This is a genomic window from Wenjunlia tyrosinilytica, from assembly GCF_014646055.1.
GTDB lineage: Bacteria > Actinomycetota > Actinomycetes > Streptomycetales > Streptomycetaceae > Wenjunlia > Wenjunlia tyrosinilytica.
Window position 1 is genome coordinate 18,078 of sequence record NZ_BMMS01000010.1, and the last position, 23,148, is coordinate 41,225.

Annotated in this window: 19 protein-coding genes; 10 read left to right on the plus strand and 9 right to left on the minus strand. The window is 71.9% G+C overall.

What is annotated here, in order from left to right; genetic code table 11:
• The first annotated feature begins 38 nt into the window (after positions 1 to 38).
• The 6 genes from IEY86_RS12905 (at position 39) to IEY86_RS12930 (ending at position 7,483) form a co-directional block, all read left to right on the plus strand.
• Entirely contained in the window at positions 39 to 602 is a 564-nt protein-coding gene (locus IEY86_RS12905; protein ID WP_189131774.1) for a 2Fe-2S iron-sulfur cluster-binding protein, read from the plus strand.
• Positions 599 to 1,597: an FAD binding domain-containing protein gene (locus IEY86_RS12910; RefSeq protein WP_189131775.1), complete on the plus strand. Its 999-nt coding sequence runs from the start codon at positions 599 to 601 to the stop codon at positions 1,595 to 1,597. Before IEY86_RS12905 ends, IEY86_RS12910 begins: the two co-directional genes overlap by 4 nt.
• Positions 1,594 to 3,771, plus strand: a complete 2,178-nt coding sequence (locus IEY86_RS12915) for a xanthine dehydrogenase family protein molybdopterin-binding subunit (RefSeq protein ID WP_189131776.1) — start codon at positions 1,594 to 1,596, stop codon at positions 3,769 to 3,771. The genes IEY86_RS12910 and IEY86_RS12915 overlap by 4 nt, the downstream gene beginning before the upstream one ends.
• A 321-nt stretch (positions 3,772 to 4,092) precedes the next feature.
• Positions 4,093 to 5,349 (plus strand): PP2C family protein-serine/threonine phosphatase, encoded by a 1,257-nt coding sequence (locus IEY86_RS12920; protein ID WP_189131777.1) that lies wholly within the window; start codon positions 4,093 to 4,095, stop codon positions 5,347 to 5,349.
• 98 nt (positions 5,350 to 5,447) lie between these two features.
• Positions 5,448 to 7,043 carry a sensor histidine kinase gene (locus IEY86_RS12925; RefSeq protein WP_229698406.1) on the plus strand — a complete coding sequence of 532 codons (1,596 nt, stop codon included), beginning with the start codon at positions 5,448 to 5,450 and terminating at the stop codon, positions 7,041 to 7,043.
• Positions 7,040 to 7,483 carry a response regulator gene (locus IEY86_RS12930; RefSeq protein ID WP_189131779.1) on the plus strand — a complete coding sequence of 148 codons (444 nt, stop codon included), beginning with the start codon at positions 7,040 to 7,042 and terminating at the stop codon, positions 7,481 to 7,483. Before IEY86_RS12925 ends, IEY86_RS12930 begins: the two co-directional genes overlap by 4 nt.
• A gap of 196 nt (positions 7,484 to 7,679) precedes the next feature.
• Here IEY86_RS12930 and IEY86_RS12935 read toward each other — a convergent pair whose 3' ends face one another.
• Positions 7,680 to 8,198 carry a MarR family winged helix-turn-helix transcriptional regulator gene (locus tag IEY86_RS12935; RefSeq protein ID WP_189131780.1) on the minus strand — a complete coding sequence of 173 codons (519 nt, stop codon included), beginning with the start codon at positions 8,196 to 8,198 and terminating at the stop codon, positions 7,680 to 7,682.
• A gap of 139 nt (positions 8,199 to 8,337) precedes the next feature.
• Here IEY86_RS12935 and IEY86_RS12940 point away from each other — a divergent pair, with 139 nt between their 5' ends.
• Together IEY86_RS12940 and IEY86_RS12945 are read left to right on the plus strand one after the other, a co-directional pair.
• Complete coding sequence (locus IEY86_RS12940; protein WP_229698383.1) at positions 8,338 to 9,531, plus strand: PP2C family protein-serine/threonine phosphatase; 1,194 nt, start codon at positions 8,338 to 8,340, stop codon at positions 9,529 to 9,531.
• A gap of 75 nt (positions 9,532 to 9,606) precedes the next feature.
• Positions 9,607 to 9,831: a dodecin gene (locus tag IEY86_RS12945; RefSeq protein WP_189131781.1), complete on the plus strand. Its 225-nt coding sequence runs from the start codon at positions 9,607 to 9,609 to the stop codon at positions 9,829 to 9,831.
• 56 nt (positions 9,832 to 9,887) lie between these two features.
• Here the strand turns inward: IEY86_RS12945 and IEY86_RS12950 are convergent, their stop codons facing one another.
• The 3 genes from IEY86_RS12950 to IEY86_RS12960 form a co-directional block, all read right to left on the minus strand.
• Positions 9,888 to 11,486 carry a hypothetical protein gene (locus tag IEY86_RS12950; protein ID WP_189131782.1) on the minus strand — a complete coding sequence of 533 codons (1,599 nt, stop codon included), beginning with the start codon at positions 11,484 to 11,486 and terminating at the stop codon, positions 9,888 to 9,890.
• 203 nt (positions 11,487 to 11,689) lie between these two features.
• A complete protein-coding gene (locus IEY86_RS12955) occupies positions 11,690 to 12,631 on the minus strand; it encodes a M56 family metallopeptidase (RefSeq protein WP_189131783.1) in 942 nt (313 codons plus the stop codon).
• A 17-nt stretch (positions 12,632 to 12,648) separates the two neighbouring features.
• On the minus strand, positions 12,649 to 13,038 hold the full coding sequence (locus tag IEY86_RS12960) for a BlaI/MecI/CopY family transcriptional regulator (protein WP_189131784.1): 390 nt from the start codon (positions 13,036 to 13,038) through the stop codon (positions 12,649 to 12,651).
• Between the two features lie 158 nt (positions 13,039 to 13,196).
• On the opposite strand from IEY86_RS12960, the gene IEY86_RS12965 reads away from it, so the two are divergent.
• Positions 13,197 to 13,892, plus strand: a complete 696-nt coding sequence (locus IEY86_RS12965) for a DedA family protein (protein ID WP_189131785.1) — start codon at positions 13,197 to 13,199, stop codon at positions 13,890 to 13,892.
• On the opposite strand, the gene IEY86_RS12970 is transcribed toward IEY86_RS12965, so the two are convergent.
• From IEY86_RS12970 to IEY86_RS12990, 5 genes are all read right to left on the minus strand, one after another.
• Positions 13,800 to 14,582 (minus strand): phosphatase PAP2 family protein, encoded by a 783-nt coding sequence (locus tag IEY86_RS12970; protein ID WP_189131786.1) that lies wholly within the window; start codon positions 14,580 to 14,582, stop codon positions 13,800 to 13,802. The genes IEY86_RS12965 and IEY86_RS12970 overlap by 93 nt on opposite strands.
• 237 nt (positions 14,583 to 14,819) lie before the next feature.
• Positions 14,820 to 15,689, minus strand: a complete 870-nt coding sequence (locus IEY86_RS12975; RefSeq protein ID WP_189131787.1) for a hypothetical protein — start codon at positions 15,687 to 15,689, stop codon at positions 14,820 to 14,822.
• Complete coding sequence (locus tag IEY86_RS12980; protein WP_189131788.1) at positions 15,686 to 16,927, minus strand: glycosyltransferase family 4 protein; 1,242 nt, start codon at positions 16,925 to 16,927, stop codon at positions 15,686 to 15,688. The genes IEY86_RS12975 and IEY86_RS12980 overlap by 4 nt, the downstream gene beginning before the upstream one ends.
• 203 nt (positions 16,928 to 17,130) lie before the next feature.
• Positions 17,131 to 18,000, minus strand: a complete 870-nt coding sequence (locus tag IEY86_RS12985) for a D-alanyl-D-alanine carboxypeptidase family protein (protein ID WP_189131938.1) — start codon at positions 17,998 to 18,000, stop codon at positions 17,131 to 17,133.
• 320 nt (positions 18,001 to 18,320) lie between these two features.
• The gene (locus IEY86_RS12990) at positions 18,321 to 19,811 is read right to left on the minus strand and encodes a M1 family metallopeptidase (protein ID WP_189131789.1); all 1,491 of its coding nucleotides are present in this window, start codon (positions 19,809 to 19,811) and stop codon (positions 18,321 to 18,323) included.
• Between the two features lie 269 nt (positions 19,812 to 20,080).
• On the opposite strand from IEY86_RS12990, the gene IEY86_RS12995 reads away from it, so the two are divergent.
• Positions 20,081 to 23,140 carry an Ig-like domain-containing domain gene (locus tag IEY86_RS12995; protein ID WP_189131790.1) on the plus strand — a complete coding sequence of 1,020 codons (3,060 nt, stop codon included), beginning with the start codon at positions 20,081 to 20,083 and terminating at the stop codon, positions 23,138 to 23,140.
• Positions 23,141 to 23,148: the final 8 nt, after the last annotated feature.

Consider the following 23,148-nt stretch of genomic DNA (forward strand, 5'->3'; position numbering starts at 1 on the left):
GGTGACAAGGGACGGATGTCGGAGGGAGAGGTGCGGTCATGGGCGCGCTGGGCCACGCGACGGCGGTCACCCTGCATGTCAACGGAACCACGCGGGAACTGACGCTGGACAACCGCACCACCCTCCTGGACGCCCTGCGCGAACACCTCGGCCTGATCGGCGCCAAGAAGGGCTGCGACCACGGCCAGTGCGGCACCTGCACGGTGCTCGTCAACGGAAGGCGGATGAACAGCTGCCTTCTGCTGGCGGTGAGTCAGGACGGCGCCCGCGTCAGCACCGTCGAATCGCTGAGCGAGCTCACGGAGGACGAGGCGCTGCACCCCGTCCAGGCGGCGTTTCTCGCCCGGGACGCCTTCCAGTGCGGCTACTGCACTCCGGGGCAGATCTGCTCGGCCCTCGGCGTACTCGACGAGATGGCCGCCGGGCGCCCCAGCGCGGTCACCGCGCCGGATCGGGGGAACGGCAGCCCCTCCGAGGAGCCCCTCGACGTCACCGACGACGAGATCCGTGAGCGCATGAGCGGCAATCTGTGCCGCTGCGGCGCCTACGCCAACATCGTCCGGGCCGTGGCGGACGCCGCCCGAGAGATCACGGCACGATGAGGGCCGTCCGGTACGAGCGGGCCGCCGACGCCTCGGCCGCCGTGGCGGCCCTGGCCGGATCGCCGCACGGACGGTATCTGGCGGGCGGCACCAACCTCGTGGACCTGATGAAGCTCGGCGTGGAGACACCCGACCTCCTCGTGGACATCACCCGGCTGCCGCACGACAGCATCGAGACCGTGGAGGACGGCGCGCTGCGCATCGGTGCCGCGGTCCGCAACAGCGACCTGGCCGCCGACCCCGTCGTCCGCGCCCGCTGGCCGGTGCTGTCGCAGTCCCTGCTGGCCGGCGCGTCGGGGCAGCTGCGCAACGCGGCCACCGTCGGCGGCAACCTCCTCCAGCGCACCCGCTGCCTGTACTTCCAGGACGTCGGCAAGCCCTGCAACAAGCGCGAGCCCGGATCGGGGTGCCCCGCGCGCGAGGGCGTCCACCGGGATCTGGCCGTCCTCGGCGCCTCCCCGGCGTGCATCGCCACCAACCCCTCCGACATGGCGGTCGCCCTGGCCGCCCTCGACGCGCAGATCCACGTCCACGGCCCGACCGGCCGCCGGACCGTGCCGCTGGACGAGCTGTACCGGCTCCCCGGCGGCCACCCCGAACGCGACACGGTCCTCGAGCCCGGCGACCTCATCACCCATGTCGAGCTCCCCGCGCTCCCCGAAGCCGTGAACTCCGCCTACCGCAAGGCCCGGGACCGGGCCTCGTACTCCTTCGCCCTCGCCTCCGCGGCCGCCGCGCTGGAGGTGCGCGAGGGAACCGTCCACCGCGTGCGCCTCGCCTTCGGAGCGGTCGCGGCCAAGCCCTGGCGGGCGTACACCGCCGAGCAGCGGCTGACCGCAGGCCCGGCCACGGCGGAGTCGTTCGCCCGGGCGGTGGACGCCGAACTCGCCGCCGCCGTGCCGCTGCGGGACAACGGGTACAAAGTGCCCCTGGTGCGCAACCTGGCGGTACGGGTGCTCACCGACCTCGCCGAGCGTAGCCGGGAGCCACGATGAGCGGCGCCACGAGCGCCGGGGCGTCCGGCCCGACGTCGGGCCCGACGCCAGGCGGGGCCTCGGGCGCCCCCGCGCTGGGCGCGCCGCTCCAGCGCCTGGAGGGCCGGGAGAAGGTGACCGGGGCGGCCAGGTACGCCGCCGAGTACTTCCCGCCCCGCTGTGTCCACGCCTGGCCGGTCCCCGCGACCGAGGCCAAGGGCCGGATCAGCGCTCTCCACGTCGACCGGGCGCTCGCCGAGCCCGGGGTGCTCGCCGTGCTCACCCACGACAACGCCCCCCGCCTCGCGGAGACCGAGGACCGCACCCTCGCCGTGCTGCAGTCCCCGCGTGTCCTCCACCGCGGCCAGCACATCGCCCTGGTCGTGGCCGAGACCCTGGAGGCCGCCAGGGAGGGGGCCGCCGCGGTCCGTGCCGAGTACACGGTGGAGCCGCACGACGTCGAACTGCGCGCCGACCACCCCGGCCTGTACGTGCCCGACGAGGACAACGGAGGCTTCGACGGGGCCCGGTCCATCGGCGACTTCGACACCGCCTGGGCCTCGGCGCCGGTCACGGTGGACGCCGTCTACCGCATCCCCGCCCTCCACAACCACCCGATGGAGCCGCACGCCGCCACGGCCGTGTGGGACGGCGGCCGCCTCACCGTCCACGACTCCAACCAGGGCACGACAGCCGTTCAGCGCACCCTCGCCGAACTGTTCGGCATCGAGGCCGAGCAGGTCACGGTCATCGCCGAGCACGTCGGCGGCGGCTTCGGGTCGAAAGGCACACCGCGTCCCCATGTGGTCCTCGCCGCCATGGCCGCGCGCGAGGTCGGCCGACCGGTCAAACTCTCCCTCCCCAGGGCGCAGATGGCCGCCGTCGTGGGGCACCGTGCCGCCACCGAGCAGCGGGTCCGCCTCGGCGCCCGCCCCGACGGGCGGCTGACCGCCCTGGCCCATGAGGTGGTCACCTACCGCTCCACCCTGCGCGCCTTCGTGGAGCAGGCCGCCACCGCGACCCTGTCGATGTACGCGGTCCCGCACGCCCGTACCGTCCACCGGGTCGTCCACCTCGATGTGCCGAGCCCCTCGTGGATGCGCGCGCCCGGCGAGTGCTCCGGGATGTTCGCCCTGGAGTCGGCGATGGACGAACTCGCCGCCGCCTGCGGCGTGGACCCCGTCGCGCTGCGGGTGCGCAACGAGCCGGACACCGACCCCGACACGGGACGCCCGTTCAGCAGCCGCCATCTCGTCGAGTGCCTGCACGAAGGGGCGCGCCGCTTCGGCTGGGGCGGCCGGGATCCGCGGCCGGGAGTCCGCCGCGAGGGGCGGCTCCTGGTCGGTACGGGCGTGGCCGCCTCCATCTACCCGGTCTTCGTCATGCCCTGCCGGGCGCAAGCCGTGGCCGAACCCTCCGGGCGCTACCGCGTCCGAGTCAACGCCACCGACATCGGGACGGGGGCCAGGACCGTCCTCACGCAGATCGCGGCCCGTGCGCTGCGGGTGCCGCCGGAGCGCGTGTCGGTCGAACTCGGGTGCAGCGACCTGCCCCCGGCCTCGGTCGCCGGCGGCTCGTCCGGCACCGCCTCGTGGGGCTGGGCCGCCGAACTGGCCTGCCGCACCCTGCTGCGCCGCTTCGAGGAGCACGAGGGCCCGCTGCCCGGCGACGGGCTGACCGTGAGCGTGGACACGTCCGAGGAGGTCGAGGCGACGGGCAAGGAGCACGCCAGGCACGCCTTCGGGGCGCAGTTCGCCGAGGTGACCGTGGACGTCGACACCGGGGAGACCGCGGTGCGCAGGCTGCTCGGCGTGTTCGCCGCCGGACGCGTCATCAACTCCCGTACCGCCCACTCCCAGTTCATCGGCGCCATGACCATGGGGCTGTCCATGGCGCTGATGGAGGGCAGCACGATGGACCCCGCCTTCGGCGACCACGCCGAGCGGGACCTGGCCTCCTATCACATCGCCGCCTGCGCCGACGTGCGCGACATCCAGGCCCACTGGCTGGAGGAGGAGGACCGCCATCTGAATCCGATGGGCGCCAAGGGCATCGGTGAGATCGGGATCGTCGGTACGGCGGCGGCGATCGCCAACGCGGTCCACCACGCGACCGGTGTCCGGGTGCGCACGCTCCCGATCCACCCGGACAAGGTGCTCTCCGCCCTGGAGGAAGCGGCGCGCCGGGGAGGGTGACAGCGTGGGAGCGCGTGGGCGAAGGCGGGGGCGGTACGGGCGCGCGGAACCCCTCACGGCCCGTCACCATCCGCTGGTCGGCGGTCACTCGCGACGGCCGCCGCCCGTCCGCCAACGATGTCTTTGTCCGGCTATGTCCATGGGTAGGGTCGGGGGCGCGCTCGCTGTCTCGTTCATGCCTATACGCTTGCCACGCGGCAACGGTCCGGGACAGCTCGGCCGTCGCCGTAGCGGCGTCCCGAGGCGGGGCCGCTCCGAAGGCGGCCCGCACGGCGCCGACTGGAGGCCGGGGCGAGTGTGGGGCGAGGGATGGACGCAGGGATGGACACAGTAGGCGCACCGCAGAGAGGTACCCCGCAGAGAGGTGCCCCGCAGAGAGGTGCCCCGCAGGCTCTGGGGGATCTGCGGATCCTCCTGGTCGAGGACGACGCGGGTGACGCGCTGCTGGTGGAGGAGCTGCTCGCCGACAGCGACCTGGCCGCCCGTCTGACCTGGGCCACGTCGCTGGCCGAGGCGCTCGTCGCCCTGCCGGCCGCCGCGCCCCAGTGCGTTCTGCTGGACCTGCACCTCCCCGACGCGCTCGGACTCCAGGCGCTCGCGGCGCTGCTCCGGGCGGCGCCCACCGCCGCCGTCGTCGTGCTCACCGGGCTCGCCGAGGAGGGAGCCGGGCTCAGCGCGGTCACCGCGGGCGCCCAGGACTACCTGGTCAAGGGCAGGGTCGAGCCCGAGCTGTTCGGCCGGGCGATCCGCTACGCCGTCCACCGCAAGCAGGCCGAGCACGCCGCGGCCGCCCTCCAGGCCGAACGGATGCGGGCCCAGGAGAACGCCCGGCTCGAACGCGGCCTGCTGCCCTCCCCGCTCCTGAACGGCGCCGACGTCGACGTGGTGGCCCGCTACCAGCCGGGACGCTCCCAGGCACTGCTCGGCGGTGACTTCTACGACGTCGTGCAGGCCGACGACGGCATGGTGCACGCGGTGATCGGCGACGTGTCCGGCCACGGCCCCGACGAGGCCGCGCTCGGGGTGTGCCTGCGCATAGCGTGGCGCACCCTGGTGCTGTCGGGGGTGACCGGCACCCGGCTCCTTCGGCAGCTCGAGCGGATCATGACCGCGGAGCGCTCGTCCCCCGAACTCTTCGCCACCGTGTGCGGCATCGCCCTGCACCCCGACTCGCGCAAGGTGCGGGTCCTGCGCGCCGGCCACCCCGGCCTGCTCCTGCGCCGACCGCCGGCCGCCGACGGCACCGAGCCGGAGGTGGAGCTCCTCGAACCCGCCTTCGGTCCCGCCCTGGGCCTGCTGCCCGGCCTCGCCGCCTGGCCCGAGGACGAGATCCGGATCCCCGACGGCGGGTCGCTGGTGATGTTCACCGACGGGCTCTTCGAGGGGCGCACCTCGGCGTCCGGTCCCGAGCGCCTCGGTGAGGACGGCCTGATCGCCTTGGCCCGGCGCCACGCCCGGCTGCCCGGCCCCCGCTTCGTCGACGCGCTGATCCACGGCGCCGAGGAGGCCGCCGCGGTGGGCGGCGGCCTCGCCGACGACGTCGCCGTCGTGCACATGGAATGGAAAGTGACCCCGTGACCCCGCCAGACGCCACCGCCCCCACCCGGCCCGGCGGCGACCGGAACGCCGGCCGAGGCCTGACCGTCCAGGCGTGGTTCCATGTCGTCATAGCCGTGATGGCGGTCATGGTGATGGCGTGTGCCGGGATCGGCGCCATGCTGCTGTCCCGCACCGACGACGTGACCCGTGACCTGGCCTACCGGGCCTCGCCCGCCCGTTCCGAGGCTCTCGGCCTCCAGGCGGCGCTCATCGACCAGGAGACCGGTGTGCGGGGCTACCTGCTCACCCGGGACCCGCGGTTCCTGAGCCCCTACGAGGAGGGCAGGAAGGCCGAAGGCGACGCCGCCCGAAGGATCGCGCCCCTGCTCGAGGGCGACAGAAGGCTCGTCGACGACCTCGCCGCCGTCCGCGACGCCGGGCGCCGGTGGCGCCGCGACTACGCCGAGCCCCTCATCAAGGCCGCCCAGGGCAAGCAGGCTCCCGACACGACCGCGATCGACCGCAGCAAGCGGGCCTTCGACCGCATCAGAGGCCTCATCGACGTCCAGAACCGGCATCTGCGCGAGGCCCGCGACCACACCCGCCATGAGCTGAGGCGGACCGAGCGCGTCAGGGATCTGGCCCTCACCGCGATGCTCGCCGTGTTCCTGCTCTCCGGCGTGGTGCTGGCCGTCCTGCTCCACACCGCCGTCGGCAGACCCCTGGCGGTGCTGCGCGCCGCCTCGCGCCGGGTGGCGGGCGGAGAGTTCGAGCACCGCATCCCGGCCCAGGGCCCCCGTGACATCCACGAGGTGGCCGAGGTGGTCGAGGAGATGCGCACGCGCATCGTCGCCGAGCTGGCGACCTCCCGGGAACAGCAGGGGCTGCTGAGCCGGCAGGCCGCCGACCTGGACGCGCAGACTGCCGAGCTGCGCCGCTCCAACGCCGAGCTCGAGCAGTTCGCCTACGTCGCCTCGCACGACCTCCAGGAACCGCTGCGCAAGGTCGCCTCCTTCTGCCAACTGCTGGAAAAGCGCTACGGCGACAAGCTCGACGAGCGGGGAGCCCAGTACATCGACTTCGCCGTCGACGGGGCGAAGCGGATGCAGGTCCTCATCAACGACCTGCTCACCTTCTCCCGCGTCGGCCGGCTGAACGACACCAGCGAGGCCGTCCCCCTCGGCCGTGTCCTCGACAAGGCCATCGTCAACCTGGCCGCGGCCGTCGAGGAGTCCGAGGCGCGCATCGAGCGGCCCGGCGAACTGCCGGAGGTGCTGGGTGATCCCACCCTGCTGACGATGCTGTGGCAGAACCTCGTCGGGAACGCCGTGAAGTTCCGCCACCCCGACCGGCCCCCGGTCCTGCGCATCACCGCCGAACCCGAGGAGTCCGGTACGAGCTGGCGCTTCTCCGTGACCGACAACGGCATCGGGATCGGCGAGGAGTTCGCCGAGAAGGTCTTCGTCATCTTCCAGCGCCTGCACGGCCGCGACGTCTACAGCGGAACGGGCATCGGGCTCGCGCTGTGCAAGAAGATCGTGGAGCACCACGGCGGAAGCATCTGGATCGACACCGGCCACACCGAGGGGGCCCGGGTCCGCTTCACCCTGCCCACCGCCCCGGCCGCCGAGGCCCCCGAAACCACCGACGCCGCCCCGGCCGCCGGGGCAGACGCCACCGAGGCCCCGGCCGCCGGGGCCCGGAGCGCCGCCATGGAAGGAAAGCCCGTATGACAGACCCCGCCGCTCAGCCCATCGAGGTCCTTCTCGTCGAGGACGACCCCGGGGACGAGCTGATGACCCGTGAGGCCTTCGAGGACAACACGGTCGGCAACACCCTCCACGTGGTCCGCGACGGCCTGGAGGCCCTGGACTTCCTCTACCGGCGCGGCGAGCACACCGGGGCCCCGCGCCCCGACCTGGTCCTGCTGGACCTCAACCTGCCCAAGTACGACGGGCGGCAGGTCCTGGAGCGGATCAAGTCCGACCCCGACCTCAGCCACATCCCCGTCGTGGTCCTGACCACCTCCTCCGCCGAGGAGGACATCCTGCGCAGCTACAAGCTGCACGCGAACGCCTATGTCACCAAGCCCGTGGACCTCGACCAGTTCGTCGGCGCCATCCGCCAGATCGACGAGTTCTTCGTGACCGTCGTCAAGCTTCCCCGTCGCTGACCCGGCGTCGCCGACCCCGGCGTCGCTGACCCGGCGTTGCCGACCCCGGCGTCGCTGACCCGGCGTCGCCGATTCGGCGTCCCGACTGGATAGTTGCCGTCCGGCAAGTGTATTCTCCTGCCGGCAGTCTTCGCCCGGTGAGCCCTTCAGCGCACCCGGGCGGGCCGTGACCGGGGGACGGGAGGACACCGATGGGCTAGGCGGTACGTGCCGGTTCGTCGACGGCGCCGGGCGCCCCGCCGCTTGTCGCGGCCGCGGCCTCGTCGGCCGCGGCGGTGGCCGCGGCCCGGAAGGACTCCAGCCCCTCGACCAGTGCCGCCCGCCGGTTGGACGGCATGGCCGCGATCACGGAGCGCAGCTCCGTCTCGCGGCGCCTGCGCAGATCGCGCAGGAAGGTCCGGCCGCGGTCGTTGAGCCGGAGCTCCAGCTCACGGCGGCTGCTGGCACTGGGTGCCCGCTCTATGTAGCCGACCGCCTGGAGCCGGTCGCAGAGCCGGCTCACGGAGGGGGGAGTGGAGCCGAGGGCTTCGGCCAGGGCCCGCAGATTGATGCCTTCCTTGTCCTCGAGCACGAACATGGCGCGCAGCTGCGAGGCCGACACCGGCTTGCTGTCCACGTCACGGCCGCGCTCCCACAGCACCTCCAGCAGCTCCACGACCGAGCCGACCGCACGGGCGGCCTCGTCGGCTCGGGGGCTGGGCGCGGAGGGGGACATGTTCACCACTGTGACATTTTCGCACTGCCGCTGTCAGCCTGATGCCGCCCGTAACCCGCGGGCCCGCACGGGACCGGCACACGATCCGTACCGCGCCGCCGTACGGGCGCATTCCTCGGAAAAGGCGTAGAAAACCCACGTGAACAGATTTCTGACGGTCGACCGGGCCCTGCGCTCGGCCGCTCCCCACGCGCTCCTCGACGTGGCGGGCTCAGCACTCGCGCAGCACTACGCCGCCTCCTCGGTGGACCTGCTGATGGCCGACTACAGCAGGAAGGCGCTGCAGCCGGTGACGCCGATTCCCCGCAGCGCGCGCCCGCTGCCGCTGCACTCCACCCCGCAGGGCAGGGCGTTCGGCGCCCAGGAACCGTGCACGGCGGCCGACAGCGCAGGCGGGACCGTCGCGGTCCATGTGCCCGTCAGTGTGCACGGCGACCGCCTCGGGGTGCTCTCGGTGACGCTGCCCGGTACCTCCTGCCCGCCCGAGGTCGCCGAGGAACTCACCGAGATCGCGCAGGTGCTCGGACGCGAGATCCTCGTGGCCGACCGCAGCTGCGACCTCTTCCTCCTGGCGCGGCGCAAGGAGCGGCTGACCCTGGCCGCGGAGATGCAGTGGCAGCTCCTGCCCGGCGGCTCGTGCGCGCAGCGGGAGTACGCCATGGGCGCCCAGCTGGAGCCCGCCTACTCCATCCACGGCGACGCCTTCGACTGGGCCGTGTCCGCCGACCGGCTGAGCCTCACGGTGGTCAACGGCATGGGCGAGGGCACCGACGCCTCCCTGCTGACCACCCTGGGGGTCAACGCGCTGCGCAACGCCCGGCGGGCCGGGGTGCCGATCGCCGACCAGGCGGCCCTGGCCGACCAGGCCGTCTACGCCCAGCACCGGGGAGCCCTGCATCTGTCGGCCCTCCTGCTGTGCGTCGACCTTGCCTCGGGCCGGATGCAGGTGGTGGACGCCGGGTCGCCCAGGATGCTGAGGATGCGCCGCGGCGCGGTGGTGGAGACCGTCGACTTCGAGGCCCAACTGCCCCTGGGGATGTTCGAGGAGACCGTCTATCTGGCGCAGGAGTTCCATGTCGAGCCCGGAGACCGCCTGGTGATCGTCAGCGACGGTGTGTACACGGTGGCCGACGCCGGGGGAGAGCCCTACGGCGACACCGCCCTGGCGAGGGCCATCGCCACGACCCGCCTCCTGCCGGCCGCCGAGGTCCCGAGCGCCGTGCTGCGCGAGCTGACCTCCTACCGGGGCGCCCCGGAGCTGGACGACGACGCGCTGGTGGTCTGCCTGGACTGGTTCGGCCGTTCGCCCGCTGCGACCGGCCCGGCAGGCTGAGCTTCCAGCCCGCGTCGATCGTCGGCGGTTAGCCTGCCGGAGTCAGTCGGTACTCAGGCGGTTCGGAGGCCAGAAATGAGCAATCACGTTTACCGGGTTACCGAGATTGTTGGAACGTCGCCCAACGGTGTTGACGATGCCATCAAGGTCGGCCTCGCCCGCGCGTCGTCCACCCTGCGCGAGCTGGACTGGTTCGAGGTGACGCAGATCCGCGGATACATCCGCGAGGGTGAAGTGAACCATTTCCAGGTCGGCCTGAAGATCGGTTTCCGCCTCGAGGAAGCGGACGGCGAGGGCTGAGCGCCGCCGGGACCGGCCGCGGTCCAGATGATCGCGGCCGGTCCGCAGCGGATGCGTCAGCGCACATCCACGTAGTCGGAGGGGCCGGTCACGCTGAAGTGCGTGGCATCCCCGACGTGGACGGCGCGCCAGTATCCGTCCCGAGCCGCCGTCACCGTGCCGGCGAAGCGGCCCCTCGCGTCCGACGCCACGGTGGAGATCCTCTGCCAGGTGCCGGAACCGCTGGGCCTGAACCAGATCTGGACCGCCCGCCCGCCGTACCCGGCCCAGCCCCCGCCGGACGGCTTGTGCTGGAGCACGCCCTCGACAAGCAGTTTCCCGCCCTCGTCCACCGGTTCGGGCGAGGCGTCGAAGTCCCGCACCCTCGTCTCCACCCGCCGCAGCGGCTTGGCGTACCCGATGTCCCCGGCGCAGGAGTCGGTCTCGGCGTGGTGCCAGCGGTAGTACCCGTTGGCCGACCCGGGGACCTTGACGGAGGCCTTCCCGTGCTCGTCGGTGCGGACCTCGGCCACCTTCTTCCACCCCGTGCGCCCGTCGGCCGACCACTGCAGGGCCGCGCGCTGACCGCCCGCGTCGCAGTCGCCCCTGCCCACCAGCGCGACCGAGGCCGACACCACCCGGTCGCGGTCGAGGCCGTACGGGCCCGACCGCAGCTCCAGCGGATCGGGGATGCCGACCGGCACGCCCTGGGTCTGCTCACCGGTGATGTCCAGGTACACGTCCTCCCACCAGTGCACCGCGGCGAGGACGCTGCCGTCCTCACGCACGGGGACCTCGGCGGAGAACGCCCCGTCGCCGTCGGTGCGCACCTTGATCCGGCGCGGTTCGTGCGACGGGTCCTCGGGCTCGAAGGTGACGGTGGTCGTGAACCCCTTCAGCGGCCGCCACAGCGGGCCGTCCTTGCGGGTGAACGTGCCCTCCACCGTGACCTCGCGTGCGCCGTCGCGGACCGGGCCCTTGACGAAGTCCGCGGTCATCCTGGCCTGGGAGGTGTCGGCGTCCATGTCGCCCCAGGTGTCCAGGGCGTCCCAGTTGGCGGGCGCTGAGGGGCCGCGGGGGTCGACACGGCGGGCCGCGTAGGCGCGGACGGGGAAGCTGCCGTGGTAGATGACGGGGCCTCCCGCCTCGAGGTCGCGGTGGGTGACCCGTACCTTGTCGAGTTCGAAACGGCCCTTGGCGTCCGTCCTCACCACGCCGAACGACGCGTAGCCCCACTCGTCGGGCACCGGGTCGCCGAACTCGTCGTTGAGGTACTTCTGGACGACGTCCACGGTCTCGTTCGCGGCGGGGACGTCAGGGCCGCCGTCCGGGTCGTGCTTCATCAGCCGGCCGACGAACGTGATGTCTCGCAGGCCGTAGGAGGTCCCCCAGGTGCTCGCGGAGAAGTCGGTGAAGAAGAACGGTGTCGCCTCGGCCGCGGCCCGAGCGCCGGCGGGCGGGGCCGTGGCCGACGAGGGCCGCGGGGCGGTGGAGCGCGGCGCGGTGGGACGGCCGGAGCTGGAGTGGTGCTGGGCGGCGGGGTGCGCGGTGGGAGCCGCGTAGGCGGTGGTGGGCACCCCCGCGGCCAGGGCCACCGTGATCACCGCGGTCCGCAGGGTGCGGTGGTGGCGTCTGCGCGCGGCCGGGCGGCAGCGGTCGGGCGAGTGTGCGGGCATCGAATCCCCCAGAAGGCAGGTGCCGCGGGCCTGTGGGGCACGGTCGGTCACGCCCCGTGGGGCGGCGCCCCTGCCCGATCGCCTTGTTCGACCGGCGGCCGGGCGGGCGCGTTGTGCGGGCGCGGAGGAAGCTTGGCCGCCCGTGGGCTGAACTCCAGGTGAACGAGGGCGAGTTGACGCAGGGGAAGGGCGGCGGGGGCCCGTCAGTCAGACTCGCCGTACGCCGCCTGGGCCGTCTCGACGGCGGAGTGCAGATCGACGACGGATTCCACGCAGGCCCCGATGCCGAGCGCGAGCAGCCCGGCGACGACCACCGCCACCGCACGCGAGGTGTGGGTGTTGGGCATCCTCGCCGGCGGCGGTGCCAGCAGCGCCGCGACGCGCTGCGGGACCGGGCCGGTCCCCGCGTGGAGGGCGGCGGGGTGGGGGCCCCCGCCCGCGTGCGCGGCCAGGGCGGCGCGGGCCACCGCGTGGGCGGCCTTGGTGCGGTCGCCCACTTCGGCTGCCGCGGCCTCGTCGGCGCTGCGCTCGACCGCGTACGACAGGACGGGAAGGAGCCGGTGCAGCAGGGGATTGGCCGCGGCAGCGAGTTCGGCGGCGATGAGCAGGACATGGTGGTGACCGGCGAGATGGGCCCGCTCATGGGCCAGCAGCGCCCGTCGCTCGGCCGGGTCGAGGGCGTGCAGCATCCCGGAGGAGACCACTATCCGGCCCGGGCGGCCGGGCAGGGCGTAGGCCAGCGGTGACCGGTCCGGGAGCACCACGAGCTCGCGGTCGTCGGCCAGCCCCCTGCCGTAGGAGAGCGCGTCGCTCAGCCCCCGGCTGTGGAGGGCGGCGCGACGGACGGTCCGGGACAGCCCCACCGCCAGCGCGGCGACGGCGGCGCACGCGGTGAGCGGGGCGGTGCCGGGAACCCCCGGCAGCCCACCGGGTGTGTAGTGCCCGAGGACGGCGAGCAGGGGAACCTCGGACACGCCCATCGCCACCAGGACCAGCAGCGCCAGCGTGCTGATGGCCGCCAGCAGCACGGCCGCCCCGGCGAGCATCCAGGCCGCCCGGTGCGGAGCGAGGTGCGGGGCCAGCGCCCTCAGAGCCGGAACGGCGGCGAGCGGCAGCAGGAGCGGCAGGTGGACGGCGAAGTACATTCGGGTCTCCGGTGGGCTCAGTCCGCTCGCGGATGCTCGCCGAGCAGGCGCAGCAGCGCCTGTTCGTCGTCGTCCGACAGGTCCGAGACAAAGCGTGCCAGAACAATGTGCCGATCGGCCTCGGCGTCGAGGAGTTGGCGCATCCGGCGGGCGGCCAGGCCCGGTTCGTCGGCGACCGGCGCGTAGGCGTAGGCGCGGCCGCTGCGCACCCGGGTGAGCGTGCCCTTCTCGAACAGGCGGGACAGCGCGGTCACCACCGTGCTGTAGGCGGGGTCGCCCGATATTCGCCGCTGCACCTCGCCGGGGGTGAGCGGGCCGCCGGCCGCCCAGAGGGCGCCGAGGACCTCGGACTCCAGCTCACCGCGGCCGCGCCGGGACGCGGGATCGTCCGAACCGTCTCGAGCCATCGCGTGCCGCCTCCCACCGTCATCCACTATCCTGCAGAACTTCTACGGCTCTGTAGAAGCTCTCATTTTCCGGCAAGTCTGCCACAGCGGCCCCCGGCGGCCGTCGGCGTCGCCGACCTCGGCCGGATCGGAAGTCACCACCCGGAAAGGGGCGCTGGATGTTCCTGTTCAGCCACGTGGGGGATCTCGCGTCGAACCGCGTCGCACAGGCGGCGCACGGCGCACTGGCGGTCAACCCGCTCGACCCGACCTCCCTGCTGTCCGCCTTCGGGACATTCGGGATCTTCGTCGTCCTCTTCGCCGAGACCGGCCTGCTCGTGGGCTTCTTCCTGCCCGGGGACTCACTGCTGTTCACCGCGGGGCTGCTGACCGCGACCGGGGCGGACGCGCGGCTGCATCTGCCCCTGCCGTACGTGCTGGTGGCGGCCGCGGCGGGAGCGCTGCTCGGAGCGCAGACCGGTTACGCCATCGGCAGGCGCACCGGCCCCGCCCTGCTGGCCCGCTCGAGCAACCAGCGGCTGCACCACGCCGCCGAGCGCTCCTCGGAACTGCTCGCCAAGTACGGCTACGGCAAGGCGATCGTGCTGGCCAGGTTCATCCCCCTGGTGCGTACGGTGCTCAATCCCATCGCCGGGGCTCTCGGCGTCCCCGCCCGCCCGTTCACTCTCTGGCAGGTGATCGGCGGACTCGGGTGGACCATCGGCCTGATCGTCGCCGGGCACGTGCTCGGTGCCTCGATCCCGGGCGTCGACCGCTATCTGCTACCGGCCGTCGCCGTCATCGTGGTCCTGTCCGTGATCCCCGTGGCGCTGGAGCTGCGCCGGGGCCGCAGGGCTGCGGCCGAGCGCGCGTGAGACCCGGCCGACCGGGTCGGGCTGTGCCGGCTCCGGCTTGATCGGAGCTGCCCGGTCCGGAACGGGCGCGGGGTGGACCAGCGGGGCCACCAGAGCCACCCAGACCACGGCGAGCAGCCACCCGGCGAGGACGTCGGTCGGCCAGTGCATCCCCAGATGGACCCGGGTGGCGCCGACCGCGAAGGCCCACAGGACGGCGACCGGGATCAGCGCGGCGCGGGCCCGGCCGCGCAGCCGGTGGAGCGCCGCGACCACGAAGAGCCCCGCGACCATCGCCGAGGTGGTGGTGTGGCCGGAGGGCAGCGCCGGTCCGCTCGCGTGCCAGGCCCAGTCGGCGGCCGGGGGCCGGGCACGGTCGATGGACAAGGCGACGGCGGTGCGGAGCAGTTGCCCCGCCGCGAGGTGGGCGAGCCCGGCCACGGCCCCCACGAGCAGGGCGCGCCGTCCCCTGCGGCCCACCGCCCCGCCGAGCGCGGCGAGCGCGTACGCGGTGATCCCGGTGCCGCTGGAGGTCACCGCGATGGACAGGCCGCGCCAGGGGCCGCCCCGGTGGCGCGCACCCCAGCGGTGCAGGGAGCCGTCCAGCGGGAACGGCGCGCCGTGCCGCGCGGTGACCGCGACGGCCAGCGCGCAGAACAGCACGGCGGCGACGGCGGCCACGGCCGCAGGGCCCCGGCGCGGCGGCGCCATGGAGTTACACCGGACCCATCGGAGGGGGAGGGGGCATGCGAGGGCGCCTTTCGTCGTGGGGTCCGTCGTCGGATCCGTCGTGGGGTCCCTCGGGGCTCGCCGTGGGTCCCTCGGGGGGCTCGTCGTGGGGTCCGCCGTGGCGTTCGCCGTCGGGTGCGCCGCCGCGGGCGGGGACGCTCGTTCCGCGACTTCGTGTGCGGCAGCGCGAAGTCCGGACACGCCCAGGCGTGCGGACCCTCAGATTCCCTCCAGCGACTCCGCCTTCACCGACAGGCCGTTGGCCTGTGTGTAGTACGGGCGGATGCGAAGGGGGCCGCGGCCCGGGGCCCAGACGTGGGTGTCGGGGAAGGAGTAGACGTCCTTCTTGTCGGGGATGTCGTCGAGTAGGCGCGCCACGCGCACCGCCTCCGTGGCGCCGTACGGGAGCGCGTACAGGTCCCACACCTCGCCCTCCGACGCGATCTCCGCGAGGTCGGTCCATAAGAGCGAGGACCGGAACCCCTGCCCCGTCCCCTCCCAGGCGGGGCTCGGCGCCGGACGCGCCGAGACCACCGTCGGCAGTGCCCGGTCGCAGCCGCGGCGGCAGCGCAGTTCGACGGCCGGCGGCGCCGGACGCCCCTGCCCCAGCAGCCAGCCCTCGACCGCGAACTCGTCGCGGGAGACGTGCACCGACTGGACCTCCGCGTGCCCGTACCGCTCCCACGTGCGCAGGGCCAGCCAGCCCCCGGACGTGCGGTACGGCACCCAGGAGACCACCGGCAGCCGCGGCGGCGCGGCGAGCGGCGGCAGCAGGGCCCGCAGATCGCGCAGACCGGCGCGCAGCCGCCGCAGCACGGGGCCGGTCTCACTGCCGTACTCGGCGTAGAGGTCCCACCGGCCCTCCGGCAGCAGTCCGGGTTCGCGGACCAGCAGCGCCCGCGCCTGTGCCCCCGAGGTGTCGAAGGGCACCCGCACCTCCGCCCCCGTGCCGCGCTCCCTGGCGAGCAGCCCGGAGGAGTCCTCGTACCCCGTGCCCAGGGGAGGCAGCGGGACGCGCACCCGTACCTCCCCCGACCGTTCGACCCAGCAGTCCGCGACCAGCAGGTCCGTCGTCCTCTGGGAGATCACCGCACCGACCCTTCGTGGCTGGATGCCTGACGCAGTGCCGCGGCCGCCCGCGTACCGGTGCGCCGCAGCCTCCGCAGTACGGTACAGCCCTGCTGGGCGCGCAGGAGACGGGCGAACAGCTCCTCGTACCGGGCCGCGACGCACTGGGGGTCGAAGCGCGCGGCGGCCTCACGGCCCCTGCGCCCCATCCGGGCCCGCATCTCCTCGTTCCCCACCAGGTCCAGCAGCGCGGCGGCGAACCCGTCCACGCTCCCCGGCTCGACCAGCCGGCCGTCCACCCCGTCGCGGATGATCTCCGGCGGGCCGCAGGGGCACGCGGTGCTCACCACCGGCAGCCCGCAGCGCATCGCCTCGATGATGGACACCCCGAACGACTCCAGGTTCGAGGACGAGGCGGCGATGGAGCCCTTGACCCACTCGGCCTCCATGGGCGCGGCCGGGCCCATCAGGAGGACGTTGTTGTGCAGCCCGAGCCGACGGATCCGCTCCTGGAGGGTGGCGCGCAGCCCTCCCTCGCCGTAGATGCGCAAGGTCCAGTCCGGGTGCAGCCGCACCACCTGCTCGAACGCGTCGATCAGCAGGTCGTAGCGCTTGACCGGGGCGAGCCGGCCGGCCGCCACCACCACCTTCGCGCTTCCGTCGGCCGGGCGCAGCACGGGCTCCGGAACGGAGTCGGGGACCGCGAGCACCGGCACCCCCGGCAGGGGCAGGCGCCGGCGGTACGCCGCCGCGTCCTCGTCCGTCACCGTGGTGAGGGCGTCGAGGCGCCGGTACTCCGTCCGTAGGCGCGTACGCAGCGCGGGGCTGTGGGAGTCGTGGGTGAGGTGCTCCTGGGCGATCTTGACGGCCCCGCCCGGGGCGTACCGGGCCAGGAGCACATTGAGGCCGGGGCGGGTGCCGACGAGCACATCCGCGCGCGAACTCTCCAGCCAGGAGCGCACCCTGGAGTCGGTGAGGGCGCTGTACTGCCGGTAGCGGGACTCCTCTCTGGGGAAGGCCTTCGCGGGCACGCCGGAGAGCGGATGGCCCAGATCGCTTCGCGGCACCCCGGGCCGTAGGTCCACGAGCGGTACCAGGCGTATGCGCGGGTCGATCGAAAACGTCGGTGCGGCCCGGTGACGGAAAACCGACGCGATCTCCACCTCGTGCCGATCGGCCAGCGCCTGCGCCAGGTTGACCGTGGTCCGGATCGTGCCGCCGATCCCGTATGCGTTGTGGATGAGGAAGGAGATCCTCATGGGCGCCCCCGCGAGCGCATGCTCTCCGCAGCCATGGCGGAAATTCTACGATTCTGTAGAAGTTTACGCCTGCACTTCTTACATGACAGCCCATGTTTCCTCACGGCACCAAGGGCTGCCCGTCGTCGAAAAGCCGCTGCCCCCGCGGGCCTCGGGCCCGCGGGGGCAGCGGTGGTGCCGCGCAAGCGGCTCCGGAGGGTGAATCAGTCCTGCTGGGCGCCCTGGGGCAACTGGCGCAGGTTCATCGTCTTCGCGGTGCTCGAGTGGAACGCGTAGTCGAGCATCTTGGCCGCGTCCGAGTACCGGCTGGTCTTGCTCGACGCGTGGAGCACGACACCGGCGACGGTGCGGCCGTTGCGGGTCGCGGCGAAGACCAGGCAGGGTCCGGCGTCCGAGCCGGTGCCGGTCTTGATGCCGATGGCCCCGTTGTACGAGCCGAGCAGCTTGTTGGTGTTGTACCAGGTGTAGGTGCGGCCGTTCGTCGCCTTCTGGACGGTCGACTGCTTCTTCACGATGGTGCGCAGGGTCTTGCTCTTGAGCGCCCGCTGCGCCAGCTTCGCCATGTCGCGCGGCGAGGTGTAGTTCTTGCCGCCGTGCGATATGCCGTCGAAGGCGTCGTAGTGCGTCTTCTTCAGGCCGAGGGAGACGGCCTTCTTGTTCATCTTGGAGATGAACGACGCGGTGCGCGCCTTGATGGTTGAGCCGGTGCCGAAGTTGTCGGCCAGCGCCATGGCGGCGTCGCAGCCCGAGGGCAGCAGCATCGCGTGCAGGACCTGCTCGACGGTGAGCTTGTCACCGGTCTTGAGGTCGGCGGTGCTGGCGCCCTCCTTGACCACGTAGTCGCGGTATGCCTGCTTGACCGTGATCTTGCGCTTGAGGTCCAGGTTGGCGGACTCGAGAACGGTAACGGCGGTCATCAGCTTGGTGGTGCTGGCCATCGGGCGGGAGGTGTCCGCGCTCTTGCTCCAAAGGGTCTTGCTGGAGCCGGTGTCGAGGAGGAACGCCCCCTTCGCGGTGATACCGCTGGGGCCCGAGGCAGTGTGGGCCGAAGCCGCCGGAATCACGACCAGCATCACGCTGGAGGTGAGAGCCACCGCGGCCAAGCCGCCGATTCCCGCGAGTCGGGATCTCAATGAATGCTCCGATTGGTTCAGGGATGCGAACAGAAGTCCATATCCTGTCAGTAGTGCGGCAGGACAGGTAGCCGAGCTTACGAAATCCTGTTCGTCCGCAACACGCAGCCCCTGGAAAGAGCCAAAGCTCTTTCCAGGGGCGGGTGTTCGGAACCGGTCTCCCCGGGACCGCCGCTCGCGCCGGGCGGCCGCCGGCCCAGCGTTTCGGCAGTTCAGCGTTTCGGCAGTTCAGCGGTTGGGCAGTTCAGCGTTTCGGCGGCTCAGCGGCGGTGGTCGTGGATGTGATCGGTGGCCCTGATCTGCTTCCAGGACTTCGGCTGCTGGGGGCGGGAGGCGCCGAGCCGGAGCGCGGCCGCCGCCGGGGCGGACGGCTTGGCCGGCGTGAACAGCCAGGTGTCGAAGAACTCCGCGAGCGGCCGGCCGGACTCGTGCTCGGCGAACCTCACGAAGTCCCGCACGCTCGCGTTGCCGCCCCGGTTCCGCGTCGGCCAGTCCTCCAGGATCGCGAAGAAGGCCTTGTCCCCCACCTTGTTGCGCAGGGCCTGGAGCGCGAGGGCGCCCCGGTCGTAGACGGCGAGCGCGAACTGGTTGTCCGGACCCGGGTCGCCGGGCTCGACCTTCCAGAACGGGTCGTCGGCCGGGTGGAGGGCGTAGACGTAGTCGGCGAGTTCCTGCCCGGTGCCCTCGCCCTCCTTCTCCGACCACAGCCACTGGGCGTAGCGGGCGAAGCCCTCGTTGATCCAGATGTCGCTCCAGCGCTTGAGCGAGACGCTGTCGCCGTACCACTGGTGGGCCAGTTCGTGCACGACCACCGACACATTGGAGCCGTTGGCGAACTGGCGCGGGCTGTAGAACGGGCGGGTCTGGGTCTCCAGCGCGTACCCCGTGGGGACATTGGGCACGTAGCCGCCCAGCGCGTTGAACGGGTAGGGGCCGAAGATCCCGCTCAGCCAGTCGGCGACCTCGGCGGTGCGCTCCACACTGGCGCGGGCCGCTCCGGCGTTGTCGCCGAGGTCCTTGCTGTAGGCGTTGATGACCGGCAGGCCGCTCTCGGTGGTGTTGTCGGTGATGTCGAACCTCCCCACGGCGAGAGTGGCCAGATATGTCGCCTGGGGTTTGCTGGAGCGCCAGTTGAAACGGGTCCAGCCGAGCCGGGAGCTCTGCGAGACCAGGACGCCGTTGCTCACCGCCTGCGTGCCGTCGGGGACCGAGACGGAGATGTCGTAGGTGGCCTTGTCCGTGGGGTGGTCGTTGCTGGGGAACCACCACCAGGCCGACTCGGGCTCGTTGGCCGCCACACCGCCGTCGGGGGTGCGCAGCCACGAGGTGAAGCCGGAGGCGACGACCTTGGAGGGCGTGCCCGAGTAGCGCACCACCACGCTGATGGAACGGCCCTTGTCCAGCGGCGCGGACGGGGTGATCTCCAGTTCGTGGTCGCCGGACCTGGCGAACGCGGCCTTCCTGCCGTTGACCCTCACCTCGCTCACGTCAAGGGCGAAGTCGAGGTTGAACCGGGACAGCGCCTGCGTCGTGTCGGCGAGCAGCGTCGCCGTTCCCTCCAGGCGGTCGGTCGAGGGCCGGTACTTCAGACGCAGATCGTAGTGCGAGACGTCGTACCCGCCGTTGCCGTAGTCGGGGTAGTAGGGGTCGCCCACGCCCGGGGCTCCGGGGGTGGCGTCGGCCGCGGATGCCGGGATCGCCAGCAGGGCGCAGAGGGCGGCCACACCCGGGGCGATCAGTCTTGTGCGCACAGGTGCTCCAACTCGTTTCGGAGAACGATCACTTGGACGGTTGGGACCCTAGGAGCCGCCGGGGTGTCCGGCAACCATGCCCTTACTGGACAAAAACGCTCAAAACTCGCCCTCTTTCGAGCAGTTGCCGTTTTTGCGGCGCAAGTGTGTTTCGGCCACCCGAGTCAAAATGTAGAGTTTTCGCACGGTGGCATCCGGGGGGTTCGATCATGGGTGGAAAAGGCGCGGGCAGGAAAAGCACGCTCGCCGGTCTCATGGTGGCGGCCCTCATGCTCACGCTGAGCGGCCTGGGGGGAGTGAGCCGGGCGGACTCCGCGACACTGGGAAGCACGCAGATCGGGGACCACTCGGATTTCGGGGACTCGGGCTACATGAATTCCGTCCGGGTCACGACGGGCGCGATGGGCGGCACCGTCACCAGTGTGAGCGTCTACGTCGGAAGTGTCGGCCCGGCACCCGGAAACAAGTTCGAGGTCGCCGTCTACAGCGACAGTGACGGCTCTCCCGACGAACTGCTGGGAAAAAGCGGAACCGGGACGCTGACGGCCAACAGCTGGAACACCATTGCGGTATCCGCTGCGCTGACTCCCGACACCGCGTACTGGCTCGCTTACAACACCAATGGCGCGGACGTCGAGAGCAACAATCTGCGCTACACCTCCGGCGGCCGAAGCGCCTACAGCACATCCGGAACCCCATTCGGAACGTGGCCGCAGGTATTCGGGCCGGCGACGTTCCAGACGCTGGACTTCTCGATGTACGCCACGTACACCCCCGAGACCCCGGTGCCGCCCGCCCCCGACAACGGGCCCGGCGGCCCCATCCTGCTCATCACCGATCCGGCCGATCCCTTCACGCGCTACTACGCGGAGATCCTCAAGGCCGAGGGCCTCAACGAGTACCGCGTCAGCGACCTCTCCGACGTGACCGCCTCGGCCCTCGGGGACTACGACATCGCCGTCCTCGGCCGGATGCCGCTCACCGACGCCCAGGCGTCGATGCTCGGCGGCTGGGTCGGCGGCGGCGGAAAGCTCGTCGCGATGCGCCCCGACAAGAAGCTCGCCCCCCTGCTGGGGCTCAACGACACGGGGAGCACCCTGGCCGAGGGCTATCTGAAGGTGAACACCTCCGCCGCCCCCGGCGCGGGCATCACCGGCGACACCATGCAGTACCACGGCACCGCGGACCGGTACTCCCTGGGCAGCGCCACCGCCGTGGCCACGCTCTACAGCAGTGCCACGACCGCGACGACCAGTCCCGCCGTCACCGTCCGCTCCGTCGGCTCCAACGGCGGCCGGGCGGCGGCGTTCACCTACGACCTGGCCAGGTCGGTCGTCCTGACCCGCCAGGGCAATGCCGCCTGGGCGGGCCAGCAGCGCGACAGCACCGACGGCTACGAGGCCAGTGAGATGTTCTACGGGACGGGCGGCCAGCCGGACTGGAACAACCTCGACAAGGCCCTGATCCCGATCGCGGACGAACAGCAGCGCCTGCTCGTCAACACCATCACGCATCTGACGGCGCCCGTGAAACCGCTGCCGCGCCTGTGGTACTTCCCCCGCGACCTGAAGGCCGTCGTCATCATGAGCGGCGACGACCACGCCAACGGGGGCACCGCCGGACGCTGGGACCACTACATCGCCCAGAGCCCCGCCGGTTGCAGCGTCGCCGACTGGGAGTGCGTCAGGGCCTCCTCGTACGTCTACAACGGCTCACCGCTGACCTCCGCCCAGGCCAAGGGCTACACCGACCAGGGCTTCGAGGTGGGGCTGCACGTGACGACGCTCTGCCGGCCCTGGGGCGCCACCCCGCTGGACACCTACTACGGCGACCAGTTGAGCGTGTGGAAGTCGAAGTACTCCACCATTCCCAAGCCTTCCAGTTCCCGCACCCACTGCGTGGAATGGGACGACTGGTCGACCCAGGCGAGGATGAAGAAGAAGTACGGAATGCGCCTGGACCAGGACTACTACTACTACCCGGCGTCGTTCACGAAGAACCGTCCCGGATACTTCAACGGCACGGGCGAGATCATGCGCTTCGCCGAGCAGGACGGCCAGGTCATCGACACCTACCAGGCGACGACGCAGCTCACCGACGAGTCCGGCCAGAGCTACCCCTACACCATCGACACCCTGCTCGACGCCGCCTACGGCGCGCAGGGCTACTACGCCGCGCTCGGCGCCAATATGCACACCGACAGCGTCGCCTCCTCCGGCTCGGACGCCATCGTGGCATCGGCGCAGGCGAGGGGAGTGCCGATCGTGTCGGGCCGTCAGATGCTCACCTGGCTGGACGACCGCAACAGCTCCGCCTTCGCCGATCTCCAGTGGAGCGGCGACGTGCTGAGCTTCAAGGTGACCGGCGGGGCCCGGGGGCTGCGGGCGATGGTTCCGCTGAACTCCAGCGGCGGGGTGCTCTCCGGCGTCACCTTCAACGGCAGCGCGGTGCCGGTGAGGACCGACACCGTCAAGGGTGTGCCGTACGCCTTCTTCGACGCCGGACCCGGCTCCTTCCGGGCGACGTACGCGCCGGACACCACCGCGCCCACCGTCACCTCGACCTCTCCGGCCGACAACGCCACCGATGTGAAGGTGACCGACCCCGTCAAGGTCACCTTCAGCGAACCCATGGACTCCTCGACCATCACCTCCGCGAATCTGGTGCTGCGGGATTCCGCGGGCCATTCGGTGCAGACGACGGTCACGTACGACCCGGCCACGAAGGCGGCCACGCTCGCGCCGACGCTGCCGCTCGCCACGAGCAATCGCCATACGGTCACGGTGGACCATGTCGGCGATGCCGCGGGAAACGAACTGGCGGCTCCCTACTCATTCTCGTTCACCACCAGTGCCTCGGCCACGAGCAGCCTCGGCAACACCCAGGTGGGAAACCATCTGGACGACGGCGACTCCAACCACATGAACGGCAGCAGGGTCACCACGGGCAGTGCGCAAGCGGTCCTCAAGACCGCCTCGGTGCACGTCGGTTCGGTCTCCGCCTCGCCCAACAACAAGTTCCAGCTGGCGGTCTACACCGACAGCAATGGAAAACCGGGAACCCTGGTCGCCGCCACGGCAAGTGGAACCCTTACGGCGAATGCGTGGAACTCCTTGCCGATCACTGCCACGTTGAACCCCAACACGTCCTACTGGCTGATGTACAACACCAATGGGACCACCATCGCGGCCAACAATATGCACTACTCCGACGGCGGCAGCGGGCAGGGCGCGTACAGCACGGGCGCAACGACATTCGGTACCTGGCCGGCGAATTTCGGGAACGCCACGCAGAGCACGGCGCTGTACTCGATCTACGTCACGTATTAACAGTTCGT

What these genes read in the sequence shown, in the direction of transcription:
- IEY86_RS12935 (WP_189131780.1), bottom strand. Translation starts at nt 8,198, where the DNA reads ATGTCCCCCTCCGCGCCCAGCCCCCGAGCCGACGAGGCCGCCCGTGCG.
- IEY86_RS12970 (WP_189131786.1), bottom strand. Translation starts at nt 14,582, where the DNA reads ATGGCGCCGCCGCGCCGGGGCCCTGCGGCCGTGGCCGCCGTCGCCGCC.
- IEY86_RS12930 (WP_189131779.1), top strand. Translation starts at nt 7,040, where the DNA reads ATGACAGACCCCGCCGCTCAGCCCATCGAGGTCCTTCTCGTCGAGGAC.
- IEY86_RS12980 (WP_189131788.1), bottom strand. Translation starts at nt 16,927, where the DNA reads ATGAGGATCTCCTTCCTCATCCACAACGCATACGGGATCGGCGGCACG.
- IEY86_RS12955 (WP_189131783.1), bottom strand. Translation starts at nt 12,631, where the DNA reads ATGTACTTCGCCGTCCACCTGCCGCTCCTGCTGCCGCTCGCCGCCGTT.
- IEY86_RS12920 (WP_189131777.1), top strand. Translation starts at nt 4,093, where the DNA reads ATGGACACAGTAGGCGCACCGCAGAGAGGTACCCCGCAGAGAGGTGCC.
- IEY86_RS12915 (WP_189131776.1), top strand. Translation starts at nt 1,594, where the DNA reads ATGAGCGGCGCCACGAGCGCCGGGGCGTCCGGCCCGACGTCGGGCCCG.
- IEY86_RS12965 (WP_189131785.1), top strand. Translation starts at nt 13,197, where the DNA reads ATGTTCCTGTTCAGCCACGTGGGGGATCTCGCGTCGAACCGCGTCGCA.
- IEY86_RS12985 (WP_189131938.1), bottom strand. Translation starts at nt 18,000, where the DNA reads ATGCTGGTCGTGATTCCGGCGGCTTCGGCCCACACTGCCTCGGGCCCC.
- IEY86_RS12925 (WP_229698406.1), top strand. Translation starts at nt 5,448, where the DNA reads ATGGCGGTCATGGTGATGGCGTGTGCCGGGATCGGCGCCATGCTGCTG.
- IEY86_RS12905 (WP_189131774.1), top strand. Translation starts at nt 39, where the DNA reads ATGGGCGCGCTGGGCCACGCGACGGCGGTCACCCTGCATGTCAACGGA.
- IEY86_RS12950 (WP_189131782.1), bottom strand. Translation starts at nt 11,486, where the DNA reads ATGCCCGCACACTCGCCCGACCGCTGCCGCCCGGCCGCGCGCAGACGC.
- IEY86_RS12995 (WP_189131790.1), top strand. Translation starts at nt 20,081, where the DNA reads ATGCTCACGCTGAGCGGCCTGGGGGGAGTGAGCCGGGCGGACTCCGCG.
- IEY86_RS12910 (WP_189131775.1), top strand. Translation starts at nt 599, where the DNA reads ATGAGGGCCGTCCGGTACGAGCGGGCCGCCGACGCCTCGGCCGCCGTG.
- IEY86_RS12945 (WP_189131781.1), top strand. Translation starts at nt 9,607, where the DNA reads ATGAGCAATCACGTTTACCGGGTTACCGAGATTGTTGGAACGTCGCCC.
- IEY86_RS12960 (WP_189131784.1), bottom strand. Translation starts at nt 13,038, where the DNA reads ATGGCTCGAGACGGTTCGGACGATCCCGCGTCCCGGCGCGGCCGCGGT.